Here is a 24,649-nt window from a genome sequence, read left to right on the forward strand (position 1 = left end):
CAAGCGGTGGCTTTTGTTGTATGATTCCGCGATTTTTTTGCGGCAGGTTAGAGGAGATAATAATGAAAGTCGTTGAAGTCAAACACCCCCTGGTCAAACACAAGATCGGGCTGATGCGTGAAGGCGATATCAGCACCAAGCGTTTCCGTGAACTGGCCAAAGAAGTGGGCAGTTTGTTGACCTATGAAGCGACCTCTGACTTCGAAACCGAGAAGGTTATCATCGATGGCTGGAATGGGCCAGTAGAAGTTGACCAGATCAAGGGCAAGAAGGTAACCGTCGTACCTATCCTGCGTGCCGGCCTTGGCATGATGGATGGCGTGCTGGAGCACATGCCGAGCGCCCGCGTCAGCGTGGTCGGTATCTACCGCGATGAAGAGACCCTGCAACCGGTTCCCTATTTCGAGAAGATCGTCAGCAACATCGAAGAGCGTCTGGCGCTGGTCATCGATCCAATGCTGGCCACCGGCGGCTCCATGATCGCCACCATCGATCTGCTGAAGAAGAAAGGCTGCCAATCCATCAAGGTGTTGGTACTGGTTGCCGCGCCGGAAGGGATCAAGGCGCTGGAAGCCGCTCACCCTGACGTAGAGCTCTACTGCGCTTCTGTCGACCGGGGGCTGAACGAGAAAGGCTACATCGTGCCGGGTCTGGGCGATGCAGGCGACAAGATCTTCGGTACCAAATAAGTTAATGCCTTGACCTGCTTCCCATGTGGAAGGGGTGATCGGAGCCGGCGCATCGCCGGCTCTGCTGTTTGTGGCAGCTTGTGCCAGCCTTGCCGCAAGATGCGCCTTGCCGCTACCATAAGCACACTCTCCCATTTCGAGACTCTGTTCATGTTCAAACGTGTTGTGACCGCCCTCTGCTGCGGCTTGTCATTCATGGCCTCGGCCGCTCAGGTGACCGACCTCTATCAGGGCAAGGCCCCGACCAGTGGCGACATGGTTGCCGCTCAAGGGCAGGCTCTCGGTCAGGTGCTGATCAAGGTGACCGGCAAGCGCGACATCCTCACCCAGCCGGTGGTGGTCAAGGCGCTGGCGGCCCCGGGCGACTATGTCAAAAGCTATGGCTATCAGGATCAGGACTCCGTCAAGTATCTGAAAGCCGAGTTCAAGAGTGACAAGGTCAACAGCCTGGTCTCGGAGAGCCAGTTTGCCCTGCTTGGCCCGGCTCGTCCCCAAATGGCCATCTGGCTGGTGGTGGATCAGGGTGAGCGCCGTCTGCTGGCGGATCAATCCAGCGATGGTTGGGCGCAAGCCTTGCGCGAGCAGGCCCAGACGCTGGGGCTACCCATCAGCATTCCGCTGATGGATCTCGATGATAACATGGCGGTCAGTGCCACCGACGTCTGGGGACGCTTTGCCGACCCGATTTTGCAGGCAAGCCAGCGCTATGGCGCCGAGATGGTGGTGTTGGGCAAGCTGACACCGGAAGGTGACAAGTGGAGCATCGATTGGGGACTCTACGGCCCCAAAGCAGCCGGTGAAGTGACCGAGCTGACCCGTGGCAATAGCACCGGCACTCAGGCCGAAGTGGCGCAAGGGTTTGCCGATACCCTGGCGGCCTGGCTGGTGAAAAACTACGGTGCCCGCATTTCTGGTCCGGCAACCAGCCAGACCCTGGTGGTGGATGGCCTCTCCGAAGTGGATAGCATGATCGCCGTGCAGAAGATGCTGCAGGGGATGGCCAACGTCAGCAAGGTGGCGATCGGCAAGCTGGAGGGGGACCAGGTCACCTTCAACTTTACCCTGCAAGGGGATCAGGCCGAGCTGGTACGGGCACTGCAGCTTGAGAGTCGTTTGCGCAAGGTTGACGATAATGGCAGCGGTTTGCGTTACCAATGGTCGCAGCCCTGATTTTATAAGGCTTTTGTCTACCGCCCGGCTTGTCCGGGCGGTTCTCTATCTGCCATTGCGATGGTACACTTAGCCACAAATGTCACAGTCAAAGCCCAACGAGTGAAGCAACCGGCCCAACTGTCTTTAGCCGTACAACTACCGGATGATGAAACCTTCGTCAGTTTTTATCCCGGCAACAATGCTCATCTGATCACCGCCCTCAAAAACGCGGCCATCGGTCAGGGATCGCCTTTCCTCTATTTCTGGGGAGCCAAGGGATCCGGACGCTCTCATCTGCTCCACGCCACCTGTGCCGAGGTCAACGCCCGCGATGCGGCGGCGGCCTATCTTTCCCTCGATCAATTTGAACAGCTCGATCCCAGCATGCTCGATGCCCTCGAAAGCCTGCCGCTGGTCTGTCTCGACAGCCTTGAGGCGATCGCCGGCAATGCCGTGTGGGAGCGGGCGCTGTTCGATTTCTACAACCGCTGGCAGGAGAAGGGGGAGGGGACGCTGGTGGTCACTGGCTGCAGCGCGCCGCGCAAACTGGGGCTGCAACTGCCGGATCTCGCCTCGCGCCTTGACTGGGGGGTGAGTTTCCATCTCGAAGAGCTGGATGACGAAGGCAAGCTCAGTGCCCTGCAGCTGCGTGCCGAGCTGCGGGGCTTCAAACTGCCCATCGATGTGGGCCGCTTCCTGCTCAACCGACTCTCCCGCGATATGCGCACCCTGCTCACCACTCTCAATCAGCTCGACAACGCCTCATTTCGCGCCAAGCGCAAGCTGACCATTCCCTTTGTCAAAGAGATCCTCGAGCTCTGAGCCTCTCGACTGTGTGCGGTTGTGCGCCTGACTTTCGTTTGAATTACAGATAAAAAGAAACCCCGGCTTCAGGCCGGGGTTTTGCTATTTCAAGGCAGCTCTCTTATTAGTGGAACTGATCTTCTTCGGTGGAGCCGGTCAGCGCGGTGACCGAGGATTGGCCACCCTGAATGACGGTGGTCACCTTGTCGAAGTAACCGGTACCGACCTCCTGCTGGTGTGCCACGAAGGTGTAGCCACGGCTGGCGGCGGCAAATTCCGGCTCCTGCACCATCTCGACGTAGTGCTTCATCCCTTCGCCACGGGCGTACTGGTAGGCCAGTTCGTACATGTGGAACCACATGTTGTGGATACCCGCGAGGGTGATGAACTGGTACTTGTAGCCCATGTCGGAGAGCTCCTGCTGGAAACGGGCGATGGTGGCATCGTCCAGATTCTTCTTCCAGTTGAAGCTCGGGGAGCAGTTGTAGGCCAGGATGCGGTCCGGGAACTTGGCCTTGATTGCTTCGGCAAATTTACGCGCTTCGTCCAGATCCGGCTTGGCGGTTTCACACCACACCATGTCGGCGTAGGGGGCGTAAGCCAGACCGCGAGCGATGGCCTGATCGATACCGGCACGCACCTTGTAGAACCCTTCGGCAGTGCGCTCGCCAGTCAGGAAGTCTGCATCGTACGGGTCGGCGTCGGTGGTCAACAGGTCAGCGGCGTTGGCGTCGGTACGGGCGATCACCAGCGTGGTGGTGCCGCACACATCGGCTGCCAGACGGGCGGCAACCAGTTTCTGTACCGCTTCCTGAGTCGGTACCAGCACCTTGCCACCCATATGACCGCACTTCTGACCGAAGCGAGCTGATCTTCGAAGTGCACGCCAGCGGCGCCCGCTTCAATCATCCCCTTCATCAGTTCGAAGGCGTTAAGCACACCGCCGAAACCGGCTTCCGCATCCGCCACGATGGGCAGGAAGTAGTCGATAAAGCCCTCATCCTGCGGTCCAACCTTGTTGGCCCACTGGATCTGGTCGGCACGGGCGAAGGAGTTGTTGATGCGCTCCACCACGGACGGCACCGAGTTGGCCGGGTAGAGGGACTGATCCGGATACATGGTGGAGGACAAGTTGTTGTCCGCCGCCACCTGCCAGCCGGAGAGGTAGATCGCCTCGATCCCCGCTTTGGCCTGCTGCACCGCCTGACCGCCGGTCAGGGCGCCGAGGCAGTTGACGTAGCCTTTCTTGGCGTCGCCGTGGATCAGGCCCCACAGCTTGTCGGCACCGCGCTGAGCCAGGGTGTGCACCGGCTGCAAGCTGCCGCGCAGGTTCACCACATCTTCGGCGCTGTAGCCGCGCTTGATCCCTTTCCAGCGGGGGTTTTCCGCCCAGTCTTTCTCGATAGCCTGGATCTGTTGCTCACGGGTCAGTGCCATATCAGTTCCCTCTTTCATTGATTTCACGTTTCCATAGACTTGTTATTGGCGAGCCCCGCTGGGGGCCCGTGATTCAGAGCCGCTCGTAACCGGGCAGCGTCAGAAAATCGATCAGGGTGTCGGCGCAGGTGATCTCTTCCATCAGCTCGCTCGCCTCGGCAAAGCGTCCTGCCTGCCAGCGTGCGGCGCCCACCTCGGCTTTGACCACCTCCAGCTCCTCGGCCAGCATCTGGCGGAACAGCTCTTTGGTCACTACCTTGCCATTAGACAGGCTCTTGCCGTGGCGGATCCACTGCCAGATGGAGGTACGGGAGATCTCGGCGGTGGCGGCATCTTCCATCAGACCGTAGATGGGCACGCAGCCGTTGCCGTTGATCCAGGCCTCCAGATATTGCAGGGCAACCCGGATATTGGTGCGCATCCCTGCTTCGGTCCGCTCGCCCTCACAGGGTGCCAGCAGGTCGGCGGCGGTGATGGGGGCATCCTGCTCACGCAGCACGCCGATCTGGTTCTTGGCACCAGCCGCAATGGTGGCGTTGAACACCGCCATGGCGGTATCGGCCAGGCCAGGGTGGGCGACCCAGGTACCGTCGTGGCCGTTGTTGGCTTCGCGCTCCTTGTCGGCCTTGACCTTGGCGAAGACCTGCTCGTTGACGGCCGCGTCCTTGGCCGGAATAAAGGCGGCCATGCCACCCATCGCCAGCGCACCGCGCTTGTGGCAGGTCTTGATCAGCAGCCGCGAGTAGGCGGAAAGGAACGGCTTGTCCATGGTCACCACCTGACGATCAGGCAGTACCCGATCCGGATGGTTCTTCAAGGTTTTGATATAGCTGAAGATGTAGTCCCAGCGGCCGCAGTTCAGCGCAACGATGTGATCTTTCATCTGATAGAGCAGCTCATCCATCTCGAACACGGCCGGCAGGGTTTCAATAAGCACGGTGGCCTTGATGGTGCCGCGGGGCAGGCCGAACTTGTCCTCGGTCCAAGCGAACACCTCGCTCCACCAGCGCCCTTCCAGATGGCTCTGCAACTTGGGCACGTAGAAGTAGGGGCCCGAGCCTTTGGCCAGCAGCGCCTGATAGTTGTGCAGGAAGTAGAGAGCAAAATCGAACAGGCCACCGGGGATCGGCTCGCCATCGAAGGTGACATGTTTTTCCGGCAGGTGCAGACCGCGCACCCGGCAGATGAGCACCGCCGGATTGTGGGTCAGGGTGTAGGCCTTTCCTTCCGGACTGGTGTAAGAGATGGTGCCGTTGACCGCATCTCGCAGGTTGATTTGGCCCTCGATCACCTTATTCCAGGCGGGAGCCAGTGAATCCTCGAAATCCGCCATGAACACCTTGACGTTGGCGTTGAGGGCGTTGATCACCATCTTGCGCTCGACCGGGCCGGTGATCTCCACACGGCGGTCTTGCAGGTCGGTGGGAATACCGCGAATGGTCCAGTCACCTTCACGGATGTGGGCGGTTTCCGGCAGGAAGTCCGGCAGCTCGCCGCCATCGATACGGGCCTGGCGTGCCACACGTTGTTTCAGCAATTCCCCTCTTTGGGGAGCAAAACGTTCCACCAGTTCGGAGACCAGAGCCACCGCGTCCGGCGTCAGAATTTGCGCGTATTCGGGTAGCATCTCGCCCTGGATGCGAAGGCGGGCGCTGCAGTGGGTCTGAGCCGGTGCCGACATAAGGTTCACTCCTTTGAGAATTACATTTTGAACTTACTAACTACGACTAAAGTCGAATCCCTGTTCCTGAAACGTTCCCGCAACAACGGGGTAACACGATTGATAAGGTGCGAAATATTGTTGAATACGTCAACAGTTTTTTTTAAACGCCTGTTTTTTCGATATAGTTAAGTTGATGTTTTTTATTGTTTTATTGGATTGGTATAAAAGCTCTACGCAGATGGTTATGCTCCTGCTTTTTCCCATCGGACAACGGCTAATTTGGGCCGTTACCCTGCCCCTCATTTTGTAACTTATTACGTAATAAAATTACAAATGCAAAAACAAATCCCGACATAACTCCAGGCTTTGCCAAAACAGCCGTATAAAGCGCGTTTGAATGTGGCAATGAATGTTTTGCTAATGCTAGACCTGATTGGTGAACGTGCGTTTTAAACTTGGCGTGGTGATGCAGGCTCTGTTGGCACCAGCGGTTGCAGCGATGGAAAGTGAAGTGCAATAACGTAGGTTTGTATCAGTTGTCGGGGGGAATGCCGGGGAGGAAAGGGGGAGACGCATCAGTCAATAATACTGCCATCCTTGATAGAACTAGCAGTTTGTTTTTTTTGCAGATTTCTCGCCAAGGGCCTGAAACGGAGAGCGTTGAACAGGCGATGTGCTGGTGATGAGCGGCCATCTGGCCGGGCTCAATAGTCATCATCCGGTTCGGCCAGATCGATCACATCCAGCTGAATGACCTGTTCATTTTCGCTTTCGGTGTGGCAAGGGGTGTCGTGAGGAACGGAATAAAGCGTAATGGCGGGTGCGAAATCGGTGTTCTGGTTCATGCCTGGTCCTGTGTTGCACGCAAGCCGGACAGTGATCCCTTCACTCGTGTTTCCACCTCCCTGTGTTGTCTACCGGCGGAAAGTTGCGCATCTTAATGAGTTCGGCAAAAAGATTCAAGTGGTTCTGAGTGTTTTTTGTTCTTGGTAGGCTGACGTTGTCAGGAGGATAAATCGGAGGCAAAAAAATAGCCCAGTCCTTTGACTGGGCTATTCTCGGGGAAAATGGTCGGTGTGAGAGGATTCGAACCTCCGACCCTCTACACCCCATGCAGATGCGCTACCTGGCTGCGCTACACACCGACGGAGTCAGACTCGGCTGACGGGGAGGAAGTCTAATAGCATGGCCAAACGGGTGCAACTCCTTTTTTATCATAGAGATGCCGATTGCTTCTTTATTGCTCAGTCTGGATGTGGCTTGGGTCTGACGTGCAGATTTGGCATAATCGCCGCCCTGTCACCGCGAGCTATCATGCCTGCTATCTATGGAATCATCTGACAGGTATGAATAGCTGGAATGCAAACAGCACAATTGAACAATATAAAGAGGGGATGGGCGTGAAACCATCAGAGGTCCCAGAAATACCTAGTCAGGCACAGAGTCAAACCGAGCAGGACGAACAGTGGATGCGCCATGCCATGGCATTGGCCGCCCGGGCCGAAGGGATTGGCGAGATCCCGGTCGGTGCCGTACTGGTGCTGGATGGTCAGGTGGTGGGAGAGGGGTGGAACCGCTCCATCAGCGAACACGATGCCTGTGCCCATGCCGAGGTGATGGCAATCCGGGCGGCGGGCAAGCAGCTGGCGAACTACCGGCTGCTCGACACCACTCTTTATGTGACGCTGGAGCCCTGCTGTATGTGTGCCGGTGCGCTGATCCATAGCCGGGTCAAGCGGGTGGTTTACGGCGCCCAGACCTCAAGACCGGTGCTGCGGGGTCGGTGTTCGAGATCTTGCAGGACCCGCGCCACAATCACAGCGTCGAGCTGACCGGCGGTGTGCTGGCCGATGCCTGCTCGGCCCAGTTGTCGGCCTTCTTCAAGCGCCGTCGCGCCGAGAAAAAGGCGGCCAAACTGGCGTTGCAACAATCAAACGATACCCTTTCCTGAATCATTCGGGGGCAGCGCAGGCTGCCCTTGTTGATTATCAGCATAAATATCCCTTTATAAACAATATATTACGCTCGCCCGCCTTCGAAGGGATCCCCGCCCATTCTTCCGTTAACAACCTCAGTTAAAGCGTTCTCGATGTAACAAAACTGTCATGCAACCGCCATATAATGCCGCGAAGCCTAGCTTACATTGAGGTCTTGCATGTCATCGGAATCGTTAAACCTGGTCATGGCGGGCAGTAGAAAACGCCGGATCAAGGATAAATTGGCCAAATATGGCGTCACCACAGGCGGAGCCCTGGTACTGGTGGCGCTGCTGCTTATCTTCTTTTATCTGCTCTATGTGGTGAAACCCATCTTCAATGGCGCCTCCATGGAGCCGACCGCCTCGTTTACCCTGCCTGCCGCAGGGAAGACCGCCTGGCTCGGCGTGGAAGAGCAGAACGAGATCGGCTATCGCTTCAGCGATAAAGGGCAGGTCAACTTCTTTGCGGTGCAGGGAGATGACAAGATCAAGGTCGGCCAGTCACTGGGTCAGGCTCAGGTTGCTGGTGACATCACCACGGTAGCGACCCCTGCTCCTGGTCAGCGGCTGATCGCTTACGGCTTTGCCGATGGCAAGGCGCAGGTCGTCCAGCCAGCGTTCAAGGTCTCCTATCCCAACGATGTGCGGGTGATTGAACCCAGTCTGCAATATCCCTTCGGCGAAGAGCCGGTGGTGATCGACCCGCAAGGGAAGGCACTGCAACTGATGGTGTTCGAAGCCACCAAGGACAAGATGGCGACCGCCGCCGTGACCGAAGATGGTCGTGGCGTGATGACGGTGATGAACGGTGAGGAGAACTTCATCTCCGGGGAGATTGAGTGGAGCAGTGAAAACTACACGATTCCCTCCCTGCCGCGCCATGTGGATCAGATGTTGCTGACCCCCAATCTGCGGATCCTGTTCGTGCGCGAGGGCAATCGCCTCTCCGTCTATGACATTCATAACCTGAGCGAAATCTCCCTGCGCAACGTGTTGGAGATCAATGCCCCCAACGCCAATGTGACCCGGGTTCAGCTGCTCTCCGGCGCCTCTTCACTGCTGGTGGGTAATGACAACGGCGTGATTTCCCAGTGGTTCGAAGTGGCGAAGGATGGCAAACGCCAGTTCACCCAAATTCGTGACTTCAAGGGTGATGGCGCAGTGGATCTGTTGACTCCCGAGCACTTTCGCAAAGGCTTCATCAGTGCCGACAAGGACGGCATCATCAGCTTCTTCCACGCTACCGGCGAGACCAAGCTGCTGACCGAGACGGTGGAAGGGGGCGAACTCTCTGCTCTGGCCATCTCCCCCCGTCACAACCTGTTGCTGATGCAGCAAGGGAACAGCTTCAAGCTGTTCTCGGTGGAGAACGAACACCCCGAAGTGACTTGGTCTGCCCTCTGGCAACAGGTGTGGTACGAAGGCTATCCGGAGCCCCAGTATGTGTGGCAATCCACCTCCGCCAGCAACGACTTTGAAGCCAAGCTGAGTTTGGTGCCGCTGGTATTCGGTACGCTGAAAGCCTCTTTCTACGCCATGGTGTTTGCTGTGCCGCTCGGCGTGGCCGGTGCCATCTATACCGCCTACTTCATGTCGGCGGGGCTGCGCAAATACGTCAAGCCAACGGTCGAGATCATGGCGGCGCTGCCGACCGTTATCCTGGGCTTCCTGGCGGGTCTGTGGCTGGCGCCGATCATCGAGGGTGCGTTGCCCGGGGTGATCCTGCTGCTGATATTGCTGCCGATGGGGATGCTGCTGACTGCATTGCTCTGGAACTATCTGCCGGAGCGCGGCAAGTCCTGGCTGCCGGAGGGGTGGCACGCCATCCTGCTGATCCCGGTGCTACTGCTGATTGGCTGGGGGGCCTTCGCCCTGAGCCCGCTCATCGAGAATGCTTTTATGCACGGCGATTCGCGCATCTGGCTGACTCACGAAATGGGCATCAAGTTTGACCAGCGCAACTCGCTGGTGGTCGGTATCGCCATGGGCTTTGCGGTCATCCCCACCATCTTCTCTATCGCTGAAGATGCGGTCTTCTCGGTGCCCAAGCACCTGACCCAGGGCTCGTTGGCGCTGGGGGCCACCCCGTGGCAGACCCTGAGCCGGGTGGTGATCCTCACCGCGAGCCCGGGCATCTTCTCTGCGGTGATGATGGGCCTTGGCCGCGCCGTGGGCGAGACCATGATCGTGCTGATGGCTACCGGCAACACCCCCATCATGGACTTCTCCATGTTCCAGGGGCTGCGCACCCTCGCCGCCAACATCGCGGTGGAGATGCCGGAATCGGAAGTGGGCAGTTCCCACTATCGGGTACTGTTCCTCGCGGCCTTTGTCCTGTTTGTGTTCACCTTTTTGTTCAACACCCTGGCCGAGTTTGTCCGTCAGCGGTTGCGTGAAAAATACAGCTCGATGTAAGGGGCGACTCTGTAATGGACAAGGAATCGACAATGGGTAAGTGGTTTAAATCAGGGGCCCCCTGGATCTGGATGACCGGCGGTGCCGTCAGCCTGAGTCTGGTGGCGGTACTGGGTCTGCTGCTGCTGATCGGCTGGCGTGGTCTGGTCTACTTCTGGCCCCACCCCATCTATGAGTGGCAGCTGGAAGATGCCAGCGGCAACAAGAGCGTACTGATCGGCGAGATCAACGATCGCGAGCAGGTACCGGTGGAGCGACTGCGCGCTGCAGGTCTGCCACTGGAAGGGGAAGAGCGCGAGCTGCTGACCCGCTATCTGGTCAAGACCGGCAACCGCGAGTTCGTTGACCTCGATTTTCGCTGGGTGCTGGAGACGGACATCAAGTCCCAGAGCCAGCCAGCCGAGCTGGCCATGGTTGAGCGTGCCACCAACGGCAACTTCTACGGCTATATCGTCGGGGTGAAAGAGGATGGCCGCGAGCTCACCTCTGATCTGCATCCTGCCCTGCAGCGGGTGCTGGCGCGAGCCAATGCCCTTTCAGAACAGGCCAACGATCTGCAAAAAGGGGACATCGGCAGCATCAACTATCAACTGGAGCGGCTGCGCCTGAAAGAGCGCAAGGCCGAGCTGGATGACAAGCTGACCGATCAGCTCAAAGCCGAGCTGGCCAGCGAGCGTCAGGCCCTCAACGATCGTTATCAGGTGCTGGAAAAAGAGCTCTTCTCACTGCGTAGCCAAGCGGACCGTGACGCCATCACCGTCAAGGATATGCGTGGCGAGCTGGTGACCATGCCGATGTCCAAGGTACTGGACGTGGTATGGCCCAACGACATGAGCCTGCTGGCCAAGGTGGGTCACTGGTTCCACCAAATCGGCAAGTTCGTCTCTGACGATCCCCGTGAAGCCAACACCGAGGGCGGGGTGTTCCCGGCCATCTTCGGCACCGTGTTCATGGTGTTCCTGATGGCGATCATCGTGACCCCGCTGGGGGTGGTGGCGGCAGTCTACCTGCACGAATACGCGGGCAAGAACAGCCTGACCAAGATCATCCGCATCGCGGTGATCAACCTGGCGGGCGTGCCATCCATCGTTTACGGCGTGTTTGGTCTGGGCTTCTTCGTCTACACACTCGGCGGTTCGTTAGACCAGCTGTTCTACCCGGAAGCGCTGCCGAGCCCGACCTTTGGCTCACCCGGCGTGATCTGGTCGGCGCTGACCCTGGCCATCCTGACCCTGCCGGTGGTGATTGTCTCCACCGAAGAGGGGTTGGCGCGGATCCCGAGCACCATCCGTCAGGGCTCGTTGGCCCTGGGTGCCACCCAGGCCGAGACCCTGTGGCGCATCGTGCTGCCGATGGCGAGCCCGGCCATCATGACCGGCCTTATTCTGGCGATTGCCCGTGCAGCCGGTGAAGTGGCGCCGCTGATGCTGGTGGGGGTGGTAAAACTGGCACCGACCCTGCCGATGGATGGCAACTTCCCGTATCTGCATGTGGAGCGCAAGTTCATGCACCTGGGCTTCCACATCTATGACGTCGGCTTCCAGAGCCCCAACGTCGAGGCGGCCCGCCCGCTGGTCTACGCCACCTCCTTCCTGCTGGTGACGGTGATCGTGGGTCTGAACCTGACCGCTATCGGTATTCGTAACCACTTGCGCGAGAAATTCCGGTCGCTGGAGCATTAATCCGGCGCCGCTTGAGTGATACAAGAGTGAGATAACAGAGGGGCGGCCGAGCGCGAGCCGCCATCTCTCTGCACCAATACGTGAGGGGCGCCGGCAGCTGTCCGGCCACTCCAGATAGATTTTGAGGTAACAGATGATCAACGTAACGACCACGTCTACCCAGCACACCGCGCTGGACCTGCTCAACCTGACCCCGGAGCAGACCGCGCTGGAGGTGAAGGATCTCAACCTGTACTACGGCAGCAAGCAGGCGTTGTTCAACGTCAACATGAAGATCCCCAAAGGGCAGGTGACCGCCTTTATCGGCCCGTCAGGCTGTGGCAAATCGACCCTGCTGCGCTGTATCAACCGGATGAACGATCTGGTGGAGATCTGCCGCATCGAAGGGGAAATCCAGCTGCACGGCCACAACATCTATGACAAGAGCGTCGATGTTTCCGCCCTGCGCCGTCAGGTGGGCATGGTGTTCCAGCGCCCGAACCCGTTCCCCAAGTCCATCTACGAGAACGTGGTCTATGGTCTGCGCCTGCAGGGGATCAACGATCGTCGCACTCTGGATGAAGCGGCCGAGCGCTCCCTGCGCGGTGCGGCCCTGTGGGACGAGGTGAAGGATCGTCTGCATGACAACGCCTTCGGTCTCTCCGGTGGTCAGCAGCAGCGTCTGGTGATTGCCCGCGCCATCGCCATCGAGCCGGAAGTGTTGCTGCTCGATGAACCGACCTCGGCGCTCGACCCCATCTCCACCCTCACCATCGAGGAGCTGATCAACGAGCTCAAGAGCCAGTTCACCGTGGTGATCGTGACCCACAACATGCAACAGGCTGCGCGAGTGTCGGATCAGACCGCTTTCATGTATATGGGCGAGCTTATCGAGTACTCGGATACCAATACCATTTTCACCACCCCGGCCAAGAAAAAGACCGAAGATTACATTACCGGTCGTTACGGCTAAGGAGAGGAGAGGATGAATCTCAGCAAACAGATTGGCAGTCGGTTCAACGGCTAAGGCATAATCGGAGCAATCAAGGATTATTTGTATGGACAATATGAACCTCAATAAACACATCTCCGGTCAGTTCAATGCCGAGCTAGAGAGCGTGCGCAACCAGGTGCTGGTGATGGGCGGTCTGGTGGAGCAGCAGCTCACCGACGCCATCGCGGCGATCCACGATCAGGATCTCGATGCAGCGCGCAAGATCGTGGCCAACGACCACAAGGTCAACGCGATGGAAGTGGCGATCGACGAGGAGTGCACCCGCATCATCGCCAAGCGTCAGCCGACAGCATCCGACCTGCGACTGGTGATGGCCATCATCAAGACAATCACCGATCTGGAGCGCATTGGCGACGTGGCCGACAAGATCGCCCGCATGCTGACCGACAACGCCAACAAGCCGCAGCCGCCGTTGGTGTCGCTGGAGAACATGGGCCGTCGCACCATCAAGATGCTGCACGATGTGCTCGACGCCTTCGCCCGCATGGATCTGGATGCGGCGCTGGCGGTCTACAAGGAAGATGACAAGGTAGACCGCGAGTACGAGTCCATCATTCGCGAGCTGATGACCTATATGATGGAAGATCCCCGCACTATCCCCCAGGTTCTCAACGTCCTGTGGGCGGCGCGAGCCATCGAGCGGGTCGGCGATCGCTGCCAGCACATCTGCGAGTACATCGTCTACACGTGAAAGGCAAGGATGTGCGCCACACCAAGGCGGACGATCTGGGCACCCTGCTGGGCAAGGGCTAACCGGAAGTGAATAAAAAGGCGCGTGAAGCGCCTTTTTTGTTGCATAACTGGTCGGAGTAAGATAAAGCCCCCAACTGGCTGTTTTCTGATAGAATACTCCCCCTGTGTGAGTCCCGGATGGGCTCACGGTCCGGTCTCCCGGGCCCAGTTTGCCGTCTTGTGCTAAGGCGGGTGTAGCAATAGGTTAATCATGAGTTTTGCCGATAGTTTGTTCTTTTTAATGCTGCTGGTTGGCGGCAGTGTGTTCTTCTCCCTCTCCGAGATCTCTCTCGCCGCGTCTCGCAAAATCAAATTGCAGGTGATGGCGGATGAAGGTAATCGCCAGGCCGAAAAGGTGCTGGCCCTGCAGGCCCAACCGGGCAACTTTTTCACCGTGGTGCAGATTGGCCTCAATACCGTCGCCATTCTGGGCGGTATCTTGGGTGAGTCTGCCTCAACCCCGCCATCAAGGGGATTGTCTCCCAGTTCTACCAAGGGCCTTGGCTTGGCGAGATCAGCTCCGGTGCCTCCTTCGTGTTTGTCACCGGCATGTTTATCCTGATCGCCGACCTGATGCCCAAGCGTCTGGCCATGACCATGCCCGAGCAGATTGCCGTGGTGGTGGTGCGCCCGATGCTCTTCTTCGTCACCGTGTTGATGCCGCTGGTGTGGGTCTTCAACGGATTGGCGAACTCCCTGTTCCGTCTGATGCGTGTCTCCACGGTGCGTAACGACGAGATCACCTCCGACGATATCTATGCGGTGATGGATGCCGGTGCCGAGGCGGGGGTTATCCAGCGCGAGGAGCATCAGCTCATCGAGAACGTGTTCGAGTTGCAGTCCCTTGGTGTCACCTCTGCCATGACGGCCCGCGAGAGCCTCATCTACTTCACCCTGCAAGAGAGTGAAGAGAGCATCAAGGCGAAGATCGCCGAACATCCCCACAACAAGTTTCTGGTCTGTGACCACAACCTCGACAGCATCAAGGGCTTTGTCGATGCCAAAGAGTTGCTGATCCGCGTTATCGGCGGCCAGAGCATCGACCTGATCGGTGGCAACCTGGTGCAGAACGTCATCATCATCCCCGATACCCTGAACCTCTATGAGGCGATGGAGTACTTCAAGAATCATCGTGGCGACTTTGCCGTGGTGATGAACGAGTACGCGCTGGTGGTGGGGATCGTCACCATGAACGACCTAATGAGTACCGTCATGGGTGAGTGGGCCACCCACGTGGTGGAAGAGCAGATCGTCCAGCGTGACGAGAACTCCTGGCTGGTGGACGGGGTGACCCCCATCTCCGACGTGATGCGCGCCTTCGATATCGAAGAGTTCCCCGAGAACCAGAACTACGAGACCATCGCCGGCTTTATCATGTATATGCTGCGCAAGATCCCCAAGCGCACTGACTCGGTCAAATACGCCGGTTACAAGTTCGAAGTGGTGGATATCGACAGTTACAAGATTGATCAGCTGCTGGTTACCCGGGTCGAACCGGCTGTGGCCGAGAAGCCTGCTCAGGAATCGTAAAAGGAGCGACATAAGAGTCATGAAGATGCAGTCTCATTCCCGTGCGCTGGCCTGTGTCGCGCTCGCCCTGGCACTGGGTGCCTGTAGCCAGAGTGCGCCGCGCAAAGCCACAGTGGCAGCCAAGCCGGTTGCCCCCAAGCCTGCCGTGGTGGTGCCGCAGCCGGATCCCGATGCGGTGGTACAAAGCGGCATGGCAGAGCCGAGCCCGGTCTTTGATGAGCAGTATCATGGCCCGGATCAGGGGTCGCTGGAGTCGGTTACCGCTCTGTTTGCCCGTGGTTATATCGAGTCCGCCATGCGCGAGACTATGCTGGCGGCGGTGCACAACGACTATCCGCTGCTCGGCATGCGGGATGTGCGGTTGACCGATCCGGTATCCAAATTCCTCACCTCCGAGCATGCGGCCACCACGGCCCATGACTACCTCTATGCGGGTGTGCAGCGTCGCCTCGGTCGTCCGCTCAGCCCTGCCCAGTGGGAGCAGATCTGGCGTGGCCTGCCGCAGCAGGGTCGGGTCTCCGACTGGGTCAAACAGATCAAGCGAGTGCTGGCCGGGCGTTAAGTTACCAGCGGATCAAGATTGTGAAGAGGCCACCTTCGGGTGGCCTTTTGCATTTCTGCGTTTGCCTCGCCGTTTGCACGCTGATTTCTGCTGATACTGATTGCCGCCTGTGGCGCTTTGCTTTATCTTGTTTTGGCCATCTAAACATCCATATGTTTTTATGGCTGCACAATAAAAGGGCTTCACAGGATGAAGCAGGACGATCTGCAGCGATTCGATGTGAAACCGCAGATCAACAAAACAAACAGATAAATACGCAAATAAACAACGCACATAACGAAGAGACACGACAGATGGAAACCAGGGAATTGTGGGTGCTGGATGGGGGCATGGGGCGCGAGCTGGCACGGCGGGGGGCACCGTTTCGTCAACCCGAGTGGTCGGCGCTGGCCTTGATGGAGGCGCCAGAGACGGTGCGTGACGTGCATCAGGCCTATGTGGCTAGCGGTGCCCGGGTCATTACCACCAACAGCTATGCGCTGGTGCCGTTTCATATCGGCGATGAGCGTTTCTTTGCCGACGGGGAGGGGTTGGCAGCGCTGGCCGGTCAGCTGGCCCGTGAGGTGGCTGACGAGCAGAAGGGCGCCGTGCAGGTGGCGGGTTCTCTGCCACCGCTGTTTGGCTCCTACCGTGCCGACCTGTTCAAGGCGGACCGGGTGAGCGAGCTGGCGACGCCGCTTATCCGGGCGCTATCCCCTCATGTGGATATCTGGCTGGCCGAGACCATGAGCCTGATTGCCGAGCCACTGGCCCTGAAAGCGCTGCTGCCTGACGATGGCAAGCCGTTCTGGGTCTCCTTCACGCTGGAAGATGAGGCGCCGGGCAACGAGCCGCGACTACGTTCCGGCGAGCAGGTGGCTGATGCGGTGACCGCGCTGGTGGCGGCCGGGGTCGATGCCATCCTGTTCAACTGCTGTCAGCCCGAGGTGATTGAGGGGGCGCTCAAGGTGGCAAGTGCTGCGTTGCAGGCAGAGGGTCGCAGCGACATCCGCCTCGGTGCCTATGCCAACGCCTTCCCGCCGCAACCCAAAGAGGCCACCGCCAACGATGGGCTGGACGAGATCCGCGCCGATCTGGGGCCGCTGGATTACCTTGGCTGGGCCGAGCGCTGGCGCGGGGCCGGGGCGAACCTCATCGGCGGTTGCTGCGGTATCGGTCCCGAGCATATTCAGGCGCTGAGCAGCCGGTTGCGCTAAGGAGCTTCCATGAAAGAGAACAAGATTGGGCTCTGGTCTCTCACCGCGCTGGTGTTCAGCTCCATGGTGGGGGCGGGGATTTTCAGCCTGCCCCAGAACATGGCCGAGGTGGCAGGCGCCCGCGCCGTGCTGATCGGTTGGGGCGTGACGGGTGTGGGCATCTTGGCGCTCGCCATGAGTTTTCTCTATCTGTCGCGACTCAGACCGGATCTCGACGGCGGCATCTACAACTACGCCCGCGCAGGTTTTGGCGAGCTGGTGGGCTTCTTCTCCGCCTGGGGATACTGGCTCTGTGCCACCATCGGCGTGGTGGGCTATCTGGTGATCGCCTTTGCGGCGCTGGGCAGCTTTGTCGATACGCCGGAGCAGATCTGGTTTGGTGACGGCAATACCCTGGCGGCGTTTGTCGGCGAGTCCTGCATCCTTTGGGCGGTGCACCTGCTGGTGGCTCGCGGCGTGCAGCAGGCGGCGCTGTTCAATCTGGTGGCGACCCTGGCCAAGAGCCTGCCGCTGCTGCTGTTTATTCTGTTCGCCTGCTACTGGTTCGATCCGGTCACCTTCGCGGCGGATCAGCAGGGTAGTAGCCTGGCGGTGCCGGTTTCCGAGCAGGTGCGCAACACCATGCTGATCACCCTCTGGGTCTTCACCGGTATCGAGGGGGCGGCGGTGTTGTCGGCCCGCGCCCAAAACCGGCGGGATGTGGGCACGGCCACCGTGCTTGGGGTGCTATTGGCGCTGCTGCTCTATGTGCTTATCTCGGTGCTGGCGCTCGGAATATTGAGTCGGCCCGAGCTCGCAGCGCTGCCCAACCCCTCCATGGCAGGGCTGATGGCCCAGATGACCGGCTCCTGGGGCAAGCTGCTCATCAGCGTCGGCCTTATCGTCTCGGTGCTTGCCTCCTACGTGAGCTGGACCCTCTTCTCGGCGGAGGTGCCGTTCAGCGCAGCCCGCCACGGTGCGTTTCCCGCCATCTTCCGGCGCCAGAACCGCAATGGGACGCCTATCGCCTCGCTCTGGCTCACCAGCCTGACGGTGCAGACTTGCCTGCTGCTGGTATGGCTGCTCGGCAAGGGCTACACCAGTTTGCTGCTTATATCGACCTCGATGATTTTGGTGCCTTACCTGCTGATCGGGCTGTTTTTGCTCAAGCTTTCGTTCAGCAAGAGGGAGAGAGTGGGCAGGGCCGAGGCCTGATGCGGGCAGTGGCGCTGGTGTCGAGCGGTTACGGCTTCTGGCTACTCTATGCCGCCGGGGTGGAGTATCTGCTGCTGTCGTTGTTGCTCTACGGACCGGGCTTGCTGCTGTTTCTCTACAGCCGCCGTCAGCTGGGCGCAGATCTTTGCCTGAGTGGTCGCGAGCGGCTGTTGGCCGGAGTGACCTTGCTGAGCCTGATCCCCGCCGTCTGGTCGTTTGCCCATCTCTGATATCGAAGATATGACTGACCATAAAAGAGAGCGCCACCATGGCGCTCTCTTGTTATCAGGGACTGGTTATCAGGGACTTGCTATCCGGGACGAAGGCTCAGCGGCTGGCAGGTCCGGCCGGTTTGCCAAACAGCACGGCGAGTTTTTGTCGCCAGGGTAGGCCACGGGCGTCACGCAGCATGTCGCGCCACTCATGGAAGGTGAGAGTGAGGGGGTTGAAGCTGTGGATAGGCTTGGTGATGCCAAAGCGACACGGCTCGGCCGGGTCTTCTTCCACAAAGGTGCCGAACAGCCGATCCCAGATGATCAGCACCCCGGCGAAGTTGCGGTCTATGTATTTGGCGTTGCTGGCGTGGTGCACCCTGTGGTGGGAGGGGGTGTTGAAGACCCATTCAAGCCAGCCGAGTCTGCCCACCACCTGGGTGTGGACGAAGAACTGGAAACCGAGGCTCAGCAGCACGGTGGCGATGACTGCCTCGGGCGGGAAGCCGATGACAATCATCGGGATCCAGAACAGCCACATGCCGGAGATGGGGTACATCAGGCTCTGGCGAAAGGCAGTGGAGAGATTGAGCCGCTCCGAGCTGTGATGCACCACATGGGAGGCCCACAGCCAGCGCACATGGTGGCTGGTGAAGTGGAACAGCCAGTAACAGAGATCCTGCAACAGGAACAGCAGCAATACGCTCCAGAAGGTGAGCTCGATGTCGAACAGTCGCCAGCCCCAGAGGGTGTCATACAGATAAGCAATGGCGATGGCCGCCAGCGCATCGCCCCCTTGGTGCATCAGGGCCAGGGCGGCGTTGGCGAACAGATCCCGCCACTGGTAGGTGGCGGTGGGAAAGGCCGCGCCATGTTTGCGCAGGTAGAGCATCTCCCAGCCGATAAAGGCCAGAAAAACCGGGGAGAGGTAGAGTAGAAGCAGTTGCACATCCATATGCGGCCATCCATTCAGAGCAATTGCTCTCCAGCATAAAGGATGGTTTTAATATTTCATTAACATTTTTCAGCCAACGAAGAGATGGCATGAAATATGGCGCGGCAGCAGAGGAAGGCGCGCTGGATGGCTATGCTTGATGCAGGCTTTTTCAGGAGGTGCTGGCTTATGCGTGTCTGGTGTTGCTTGTTGCTGGGGTTGTGCATGATGGCGCACGCCAAGACCCGGGTCGAGATCCTGGCGGATGCCGCCTATCCTCCCTACTCCTGGCAGGAGGGGGAGGAGGTCAGGGGGATCTATGCCGACATCATCCGCGAGGTGACCTCTGCCATGCCTGACTATGAGGTGGTGCTCAAGCCCATGCCGTGGCGGCGCGGTCTGAGCATGGTGGAGCAGGGGACCGCCTTCGCCATTTTTCCACCCTACTACATGCCCGATACCCGCCCTTATATGTGGCCCTACTCCCAGCCGATGCTGGATGAAGAGCTGGTGGTGATGTGCGGCGCCAGTGTGGCAGCCAATACCCCACAGGCCAGGTTTCCGCTCGACTATCACGGTTTGCGCTTTGGTATGAATGCCGGTTTTGCCGTCGGCGGCGATGCCTTCTGGCAGGCGGTAAAAGAGAAGCAGATCGACGTGGAGGAGGTGAAAAGCAATCGGGAGAACCTGCTCAAGATTGTCCGCGGCCGGGTCGATTGTACCATTAATGATCGCCTCTCCCTGCTCTATGAGTTGCTCAACATGATAAAGGCCGAACAGCTGGCGGTAGCCGATATGTCCCTGCTCAAACAGGGGCCGGTGCTCAGCAAGGAGCAGGGGTTTCTCGGCTACAGCCGCAAGGGGGAGTATCCCTACAAACAGGCCTTTATCGACCAGTTTGACAAGGAGCTCTATCAGCTCAAAAAACGTGACGGGGTGAAAGTGATCTTGGAGCGCTATCTGGGAAAGTCCCCGCGCTGAGCCGATGAGAGGGGCACTCGGGTTCAGCTGGGTTAAGCCTGCTCAGCGTGACACACAAGAAGAGGGACCTTGCGGTCCCTCTTCGTTTATCCAGCAGAGCATGTTGGCTACAGCACCTGACTCAGGAACTGGCGCAGACGCGGGGAGGGGGGATTGTCGAAGAAATCGGCGGGTTTTTCATCTACCAGCAGTTCGCCACTCTCCATAAATAGCACCCGATCCGCCACCTCGCGGGCAAAGCCCATCTCATGGGTCACCACCACCATGGTCATCCCTTCGCGGGCCAGCCCCTTCATCACATCCAGCACTTCCCCCACCATTTCGGGGTCGAGCGCACTAGTGGGCTCGTCAAACAGCATGATGCGTGGCTGCATGGCGAGCGCCCGGGCAATGGCTACCCGCTGTTGCTGACCACCGGAGAGTTGGGAGGGATAGCTGGCTGCTTTCACCGACAGCCCCACTTTCAGCAGCAGCGCCTTGGCTCTGTCTTCGGCCTCACGGCGCGACAGGCCACGCACCTTCTGCGGAGCGAGGCAGATATTATCCAGCACCGTCAGGTGGGGAAAGAGGTTGAAGGACTGGAACACCATGCCCACCTCTTCCCGCAGCTTGTTGACATCGCCCGGCTCGGTCAGGCTGATGCCGTCGACTACTATGTTGCCGTCGTTGATGGTCTCCAGCTGGTTGAGGGTGCGCAGGAAGGTGGACTTGCCCGAGCCGCTGGGGCCGACGATTACTACCACTTCCCCTTCGGCGACCTCGGTGCTGACGTTTTTCAGGGCGTGCACCTCGCTGCCGTAGAACTTCTCGACACCGGTCGCTTTGATAATCGGATCAGTTGCTGTACGCATATTTCGCCTCCAGAAGACGAATCGGGAAGGCGAATGGGGTGCCGGCAGCACTTATCGGCGCCTGTTGCACCTTGATGATGGGATCAGTTGCTGCGCGCATATTTCACCTCGAGACGGCGTACCAGGAAAGAGAGAGTGCCGGTGAGCACCAGATAGAGCAGGGCCACGGTAAACCACACCTCGAACGGGCTGAAGGTGGAGCTCACCACCTCGCGTCCCGCCTTGGTCAGATCGGTGATAGAGATGACCGAGACCAGTGAGGAGTCCTTGATCAGGTTGATGAACTGGCCTGCCAGCGGTGGCAGCACCCGCTTGAACGCCTGCGGAAGGATGACATAGCGCATGGTCTGGGCGGAGGTCATACCCAGGCTGCGGCCTGCCTCCATCTGCCCCTTGTGGATGGAGCTGATACCGGCGCGGACGATCTCCGCCACATAGGCACCGGTAAAGACTGCCAGTGCCGCGACCCCGGCAGTGAAGCGATCGAGGTTCAGCACGGTGCCGATAAAGAAGTAGACGATGAAGATCTGCACCAGCAGCGGCGTGCCGCGGATGAGCTCCACGTAAGTGACCGCCAGATTGCGCAGGGCGGGATTGGGGGAGAGACGCGCAAGCCCGGCCAGGGTGCCGAGCAGGATGGCGAAGATGCCTGCTACCAGCGAGAGCTTGACGGTGACCCAGACGCCCCAGGCGATGGGGCCTGCGGTCCAGCTCAGTTGGGTGTCGAGGGTATCGCCACGAAAAACGGTATCCCCTTCGGCGACTTGTACGCCGGTACTGGCGATGGCTTGCCGCACATTGGGATCGAGATCGTCTTGGAGGAACAGCTTGCCTTTCTCGGCCTCGCTGGTGCCCGCCATCACGGTGCCGTCAAATTCGGCCAGATTCTTCTGCTCCGCCTGATAGGCGATGTATTGGGGAATGCGTTCCCAGCGCCAGGTGTAATCCACGGACTGGACAGCCTTGTAGATGCCGAATACGGCAACCAGCAGCATCAGCAGGAAAACCCCATGCCAGAGTAGCTGATTGGGTTGTTTTTCCATCTGTCTTGTCGGTTTGGGTGTGTGCACAGTCACAACCTCTTCTCGTTATTGTGTGGGGAGCTGCGTGGTGCAGGGGCGGCATGTGCCGCCCCCCGGAGGTTATTTGAGCTGGTTCAGCCAGGCGTTGGATTCGAACCACTTCTTGTAGAGACGGTCGTAGCTGCCATCGCCCTTGATCTGGCGCAGGTAGTTGTTGAACCAGTTGAGGGTGTCCTGATCTCCTTTGCGGATAGCCCAGGCTAGCGGCTCGAAGGTGAACGGCTTGTCGAGGTGCACCACGGCGCCCTGATTCTGGGAGGCGAAAATAGCGTTGTAGGGCAGGTCATAGACGAACGCATCGACCTTGCCGTTGATCACTTCCAGCTTGGCGTCATCCTGGGTTTCAAACTGCAGCAGGGTGGCTTTGGGGATCAGGCGCTTGACTGCCTGCTCGCCGGTGGTGCCGAGCTTGACCGCGATCTTGTATTTCGGGTCGTTGAGGTCGGTGAAGGATTTGATTTCGCCCGCCTTCTCTTTGCGCAGGACTATGGTCTGGCCGACCACGATGTAGGGATCGGCAAAGTTGACCCGCAGGTTGCGCTGGGGAGTGACGGTCATGCCGCCCATGATGACGTCGAACTTGTTGGTCAAGAGCGCCGGAATGATGCCATCCCAGGCAGTGTTGACGAACTCGACCTTCACGCCCATCTCTTTGGCGACCATCTTGGCGAGATCCACGTCAAAGCCGATGTACTGGCCCTGCTGGTTGGTCATCTCGAAGGGTTGATAGCCAGCATCGAAGCCGACTCGCAGCACGCCGCGTTCGAGCACGGCATCCAGGGTGGAGGTGGGGGCTGGGGTCGGGGCCGCCGTGGCGATCCCGCAAAACAGCAGGGTAGAAAGAATCAGTTTTTTGATCATAAGTGACGTCTCTGTCGGTGGTGTGTTCGGCCTTGAACCTGATCCCGTGCGACTCCGTGGCACAAGAGACTGCTGCATCCGGCAACAGGCAAGACAGGATGAATGTCTTGTGCGGGACAAAAGCCCCATATGAGATGCTATGAATAGTGGTTGAGTGAAAAATGTACCAAAAACAGATTGTGTCAGAAGACTCAACAGGTTAGAGACATTTATTGCTCATGGCTTCATTCATAAAATCACACGAAAACAACATATCTATCTAATTGAGTGGGTTCAAGCCCAAATTATCCCCAAGACATTTTGTTACAAAGCCTGGGTGTCGCTTGCGGCTCTTATTGAGTTGCTGGGCTCCGTAAGAGGCTTTTTATGGGGCTAATGCGGATACGTATTGGTGGGATATCACACGCATTGCTCTGTTTGTCAGCAAACGAACGGGCTTTATTGTGAAAACCATCAAGTCGCACTGGGTCTTGGCAAACGCTTCTCATATACTCAGTTACCCTCTCTGCATGGCTTTGGTATGGACGCCTCACTACTGCTTAAGCTGGATATTTTTACCTTGATGATCATGGCCTTGTGTGGCTATTGTCTCGGTTTCCTCACTCTCACCATCATCCGCGTTACCCACAACGATATTCCCGGCGTCGGGGTCTGGTGGTGGTCCAGTCTGTTTGCCATGCTGGGTCAGGCGGGATTTGCCAGTCTGCTGCTGGCACCTACTCCCTATGGCTCCTGGGTGGGCAATGTCTTCCTGATTTTTCATGTGTCGTTATTGCTGGTCGCCCAACGCTGTTTCTTCCGTCAATCGCCGGGCTGGCCTGTCTGCTGGGGATTCATCCTGCTGTTTGCCGCCGTCATGACCTGGTCGGTCGCCATCGATGGCCGGATTGCGGTACGGGTGATGATCAGCAGTGCTGCCTTCCTCATGCTCAGTTCGCTCATCATCTGGCAGCTCTGGCGTCACGGTCGACCCGATTATCAGGTGGCGGTCTGGGTGCTGATTGGCCTCAATCTGGTGCTGATCGCCATGACCCTGATGCGGATGTTTACCGTGTGGGGCGAGGTGATCGAAAGTCCGTTCCAGCGTCAGCTGTTCAACGTGTTGCCCTATGTCTCCATGCTGGTGGGTAGCTCCATGCTCACCTTCGGGGTGCTGCTGCTCTGCAACCAGCACTGGACGCTGGAGCTGCGCTATCAGGCCAGTCATGACCCGCTGACTGGGTTACTCAATCGCCGTGGTTTTATGGAGCGTCTGGCCCGGGGACGCCCTGCACAGCAGGGGGCGTTGGTGGTGCTCGATCTGGATGACTTCAAGCAGATCAACGATCGGTATGGCCATGAGGTGGGGGATCGGGTGCTGGAGCGGGTCGGGTTGGCACTGCGCGAGCTGGAGGGCGTATTGGCCAGTCGCTTTGGGGGCGAGGAGTTTGTGCTGCTGTTTCGCCATGCCACCGTAGAGGAGGCGATCGCCCGTTGCCAGTCACTGCGGGTTCAGCTTGCGGCCAGCGAGGTAGAGGGGATCCATATCACCGTCAGCATGGGTATTGCTCACTGGCAGGGGGAGTGGCACTTTGACAGCCTGTTCAGCCGTGCGGATGACGCTCTCTATCGGGCCAAGCGGGAAGGAAAAAACCGGGTCTGTCAGGCGGCCTGATGCAGGAATAGGTTCAGGAATAAAATCAGGGCGCGGTGATCCGCGC

16 protein-coding genes, 1 tRNA gene and 5 pseudogenes are annotated in these 24,649 nt (G+C 58.7%); 14 read left to right on the forward strand and 8 right to left on the reverse strand.

Annotated elements, in window-relative coordinates; all coding sequences use genetic code 11:
* Positions 1 to 62: 62 nt before the first annotated feature.
* The 3 genes from upp (at position 63) to hda (ending at position 2,663) form a co-directional block, all read left to right on the forward strand.
* Entirely contained in the window at positions 63 to 689 is a 627-nt protein-coding gene (upp, locus tag ACTG2B_RS07720; protein ID WP_421283911.1) for a uracil phosphoribosyltransferase, read from the forward strand.
* Positions 690 to 839: 150 nt separating this feature from the next.
* Positions 840 to 1,859: a DUF2066 domain-containing protein gene (locus ACTG2B_RS07725; RefSeq protein ID WP_021231045.1), complete on the forward strand. Its 1,020-nt coding sequence runs from the start codon at positions 840 to 842 to the stop codon at positions 1,857 to 1,859.
* Between the two features lie 102 nt (positions 1,860 to 1,961).
* The gene (gene hda / locus ACTG2B_RS07730) at positions 1,962 to 2,663 is read left to right on the forward strand and encodes a DnaA inactivator Hda (RefSeq protein ID WP_013723920.1); all 702 of its coding nucleotides are present in this window, start codon (positions 1,962 to 1,964) and stop codon (positions 2,661 to 2,663) included.
* Positions 2,664 to 2,769: 106 nt separating this feature from the next.
* Here hda and aceA read toward each other — a convergent pair.
* The 4 genes and pseudogenes from aceA to ACTG2B_RS07750 all read right to left on the reverse strand — a co-directional run bounded on the left by aceA (position 2,770) and on the right by ACTG2B_RS07750 (position 6,890).
* A pseudogene (aceA, locus tag ACTG2B_RS07735) lies at positions 2,770 to 4,082 on the reverse strand (isocitrate lyase).
* A 73-nt stretch (positions 4,083 to 4,155) separates the two neighbouring features.
* A complete protein-coding gene (gene aceB / locus ACTG2B_RS07740; RefSeq protein ID WP_439995469.1) occupies positions 4,156 to 5,763 on the reverse strand; it encodes a malate synthase A in 1,608 nt (535 codons plus the stop codon).
* A 686-nt stretch (positions 5,764 to 6,449) separates the two neighbouring features.
* Complete coding sequence (locus ACTG2B_RS07745; protein WP_005334106.1) at positions 6,450 to 6,590, reverse strand: hypothetical protein; 141 nt, start codon at positions 6,588 to 6,590, stop codon at positions 6,450 to 6,452.
* A 223-nt stretch (positions 6,591 to 6,813) separates the two neighbouring features.
* Positions 6,814 to 6,890, reverse strand: a tRNA-Pro gene (locus ACTG2B_RS07750).
* Between the two features lie 324 nt (positions 6,891 to 7,214).
* On the opposite strand from ACTG2B_RS07750, the pseudogene tadA reads away from it, so the two are divergent.
* The 9 genes and pseudogenes from tadA (at position 7,215) to ACTG2B_RS07795 (ending at position 18,258) form a co-directional block, all read left to right on the forward strand.
* Positions 7,215 to 7,696, forward strand: a pseudogene (gene tadA / locus ACTG2B_RS07755) (tRNA adenosine(34) deaminase TadA).
* Between the two features lie 204 nt (positions 7,697 to 7,900).
* Complete coding sequence (locus ACTG2B_RS07760) at positions 7,901 to 10,138, forward strand: ABC transporter permease subunit (protein ID WP_184232272.1); 2,238 nt, start codon at positions 7,901 to 7,903, stop codon at positions 10,136 to 10,138.
* Between the two features lie 32 nt (positions 10,139 to 10,170).
* Positions 10,171 to 11,820, forward strand: coding sequence for a phosphate ABC transporter permease PstA (pstA, locus tag ACTG2B_RS07765; protein WP_019446688.1), 1,650 nt, complete (start codon positions 10,171 to 10,173; stop codon positions 11,818 to 11,820).
* Between the two features lie 133 nt (positions 11,821 to 11,953).
* Entirely contained in the window at positions 11,954 to 12,772 is an 819-nt protein-coding gene (gene pstB, locus ACTG2B_RS07770; protein ID WP_005334102.1) for a phosphate ABC transporter ATP-binding protein PstB, read from the forward strand.
* Positions 12,773 to 12,857: 85 nt separating this feature from the next.
* A pseudogene (phoU, locus tag ACTG2B_RS07775) lies at positions 12,858 to 13,567 on the forward strand (phosphate signaling complex protein PhoU).
* 190 nt (positions 13,568 to 13,757) lie between these two features.
* Positions 13,758 to 15,076, forward strand: a pseudogene (locus tag ACTG2B_RS07780) (hemolysin family protein).
* Between the two features lie 19 nt (positions 15,077 to 15,095).
* Positions 15,096 to 15,638: a hypothetical protein gene (locus ACTG2B_RS07785; RefSeq protein WP_069555291.1), complete on the forward strand. Its 543-nt coding sequence runs from the start codon at positions 15,096 to 15,098 to the stop codon at positions 15,636 to 15,638.
* 293 nt (positions 15,639 to 15,931) lie between these two features.
* A complete protein-coding gene (locus ACTG2B_RS07790) occupies positions 15,932 to 16,834 on the forward strand; it encodes a homocysteine S-methyltransferase family protein (protein ID WP_439995470.1) in 903 nt (300 codons plus the stop codon).
* Between the two features lie 9 nt (positions 16,835 to 16,843).
* A pseudogene (locus tag ACTG2B_RS07795) lies at positions 16,844 to 18,258 on the forward strand (basic amino acid/polyamine antiporter).
* A 97-nt stretch (positions 18,259 to 18,355) separates the two neighbouring features.
* Here ACTG2B_RS07795 and ACTG2B_RS07800 read toward each other — a convergent pair.
* A complete protein-coding gene (locus ACTG2B_RS07800) occupies positions 18,356 to 19,195 on the reverse strand; it encodes a sterol desaturase family protein (RefSeq protein ID WP_439995471.1) in 840 nt (279 codons plus the stop codon).
* 168 nt (positions 19,196 to 19,363) lie between these two features.
* Here ACTG2B_RS07800 and ACTG2B_RS07805 point away from each other — a divergent pair, with 168 nt between their 5' ends.
* Positions 19,364 to 20,155: a substrate-binding periplasmic protein gene (locus ACTG2B_RS07805; protein WP_439995472.1), complete on the forward strand. Its 792-nt coding sequence runs from the start codon at positions 19,364 to 19,366 to the stop codon at positions 20,153 to 20,155.
* Between the two features lie 107 nt (positions 20,156 to 20,262).
* On the opposite strand, the gene ACTG2B_RS07810 is transcribed toward ACTG2B_RS07805, so the two are convergent.
* The 3 genes from ACTG2B_RS07810 to ACTG2B_RS07820 all read right to left on the reverse strand — a co-directional run bounded on the left by ACTG2B_RS07810 (position 20,263) and on the right by ACTG2B_RS07820 (position 22,949).
* Positions 20,263 to 21,006, reverse strand: coding sequence for an amino acid ABC transporter ATP-binding protein (locus ACTG2B_RS07810; RefSeq protein ID WP_439995473.1), 744 nt, complete (start codon positions 21,004 to 21,006; stop codon positions 20,263 to 20,265).
* A gap of 83 nt (positions 21,007 to 21,089) precedes the next feature.
* The gene (locus tag ACTG2B_RS07815) at positions 21,090 to 22,049 is read right to left on the reverse strand and encodes an amino acid ABC transporter permease (protein WP_019445267.1); all 960 of its coding nucleotides are present in this window, start codon (positions 22,047 to 22,049) and stop codon (positions 21,090 to 21,092) included.
* 99 nt (positions 22,050 to 22,148) lie between these two features.
* Complete coding sequence (locus tag ACTG2B_RS07820; RefSeq protein WP_439995474.1) at positions 22,149 to 22,949, reverse strand: transporter substrate-binding domain-containing protein; 801 nt, start codon at positions 22,947 to 22,949, stop codon at positions 22,149 to 22,151.
* A 520-nt stretch (positions 22,950 to 23,469) separates the two neighbouring features.
* Here ACTG2B_RS07820 and ACTG2B_RS07825 point away from each other — a divergent pair.
* A complete protein-coding gene (locus tag ACTG2B_RS07825) occupies positions 23,470 to 24,603 on the forward strand; it encodes a GGDEF domain-containing protein (RefSeq protein WP_439995475.1) in 1,134 nt (377 codons plus the stop codon).
* Positions 24,604 to 24,649: the final 46 nt, after the last annotated feature.

It is taken from the genome of Aeromonas sp. 30P (assembly GCF_051919805.1).
Lineage (GTDB): Bacteria > Pseudomonadota > Gammaproteobacteria > Enterobacterales > Aeromonadaceae > Aeromonas > Aeromonas veronii.

What these genes read in the sequence shown, in the direction of transcription:
- upp (WP_421283911.1), top strand. Translation starts at nt 63, where the DNA reads ATGAAAGTCGTTGAAGTCAAACACCCCCTGGTCAAACACAAGATCGGG.
- ACTG2B_RS07725 (WP_021231045.1), top strand. Translation starts at nt 840, where the DNA reads ATGTTCAAACGTGTTGTGACCGCCCTCTGCTGCGGCTTGTCATTCATG.
- aceB (WP_439995469.1), bottom strand. Translation starts at nt 5,763, where the DNA reads ATGTCGGCACCGGCTCAGACCCACTGCAGCGCCCGCCTTCGCATCCAG.
- ACTG2B_RS07745 (WP_005334106.1), bottom strand. Translation starts at nt 6,590, where the DNA reads ATGAACCAGAACACCGATTTCGCACCCGCCATTACGCTTTATTCCGTT.
- ACTG2B_RS07760 (WP_184232272.1), top strand. Translation starts at nt 7,901, where the DNA reads ATGTCATCGGAATCGTTAAACCTGGTCATGGCGGGCAGTAGAAAACGC.
- pstA (WP_019446688.1), top strand. Translation starts at nt 10,171, where the DNA reads ATGGGTAAGTGGTTTAAATCAGGGGCCCCCTGGATCTGGATGACCGGC.
- pstB (WP_005334102.1), top strand. Translation starts at nt 11,954, where the DNA reads ATGATCAACGTAACGACCACGTCTACCCAGCACACCGCGCTGGACCTG.
- ACTG2B_RS07785 (WP_069555291.1), top strand. Translation starts at nt 15,096, where the DNA reads ATGAAGATGCAGTCTCATTCCCGTGCGCTGGCCTGTGTCGCGCTCGCC.
- ACTG2B_RS07790 (WP_439995470.1), top strand. Translation starts at nt 15,932, where the DNA reads ATGGAAACCAGGGAATTGTGGGTGCTGGATGGGGGCATGGGGCGCGAG.
- ACTG2B_RS07800 (WP_439995471.1), bottom strand. Translation starts at nt 19,195, where the DNA reads ATGGATGTGCAACTGCTTCTACTCTACCTCTCCCCGGTTTTTCTGGCC.
- ACTG2B_RS07805 (WP_439995472.1), top strand. Translation starts at nt 19,364, where the DNA reads ATGCGTGTCTGGTGTTGCTTGTTGCTGGGGTTGTGCATGATGGCGCAC.
- ACTG2B_RS07810 (WP_439995473.1), bottom strand. Translation starts at nt 21,006, where the DNA reads ATGCGTACAGCAACTGATCCGATTATCAAAGCGACCGGTGTCGAGAAG.
- ACTG2B_RS07815 (WP_019445267.1), bottom strand. Translation starts at nt 22,049, where the DNA reads ATGGAAAAACAACCCAATCAGCTACTCTGGCATGGGGTTTTCCTGCTG.
- ACTG2B_RS07820 (WP_439995474.1), bottom strand. Translation starts at nt 22,949, where the DNA reads ATGATCAAAAAACTGATTCTTTCTACCCTGCTGTTTTGCGGGATCGCC.
- ACTG2B_RS07825 (WP_439995475.1), top strand. Translation starts at nt 23,470, where the DNA reads ATGGACGCCTCACTACTGCTTAAGCTGGATATTTTTACCTTGATGATC.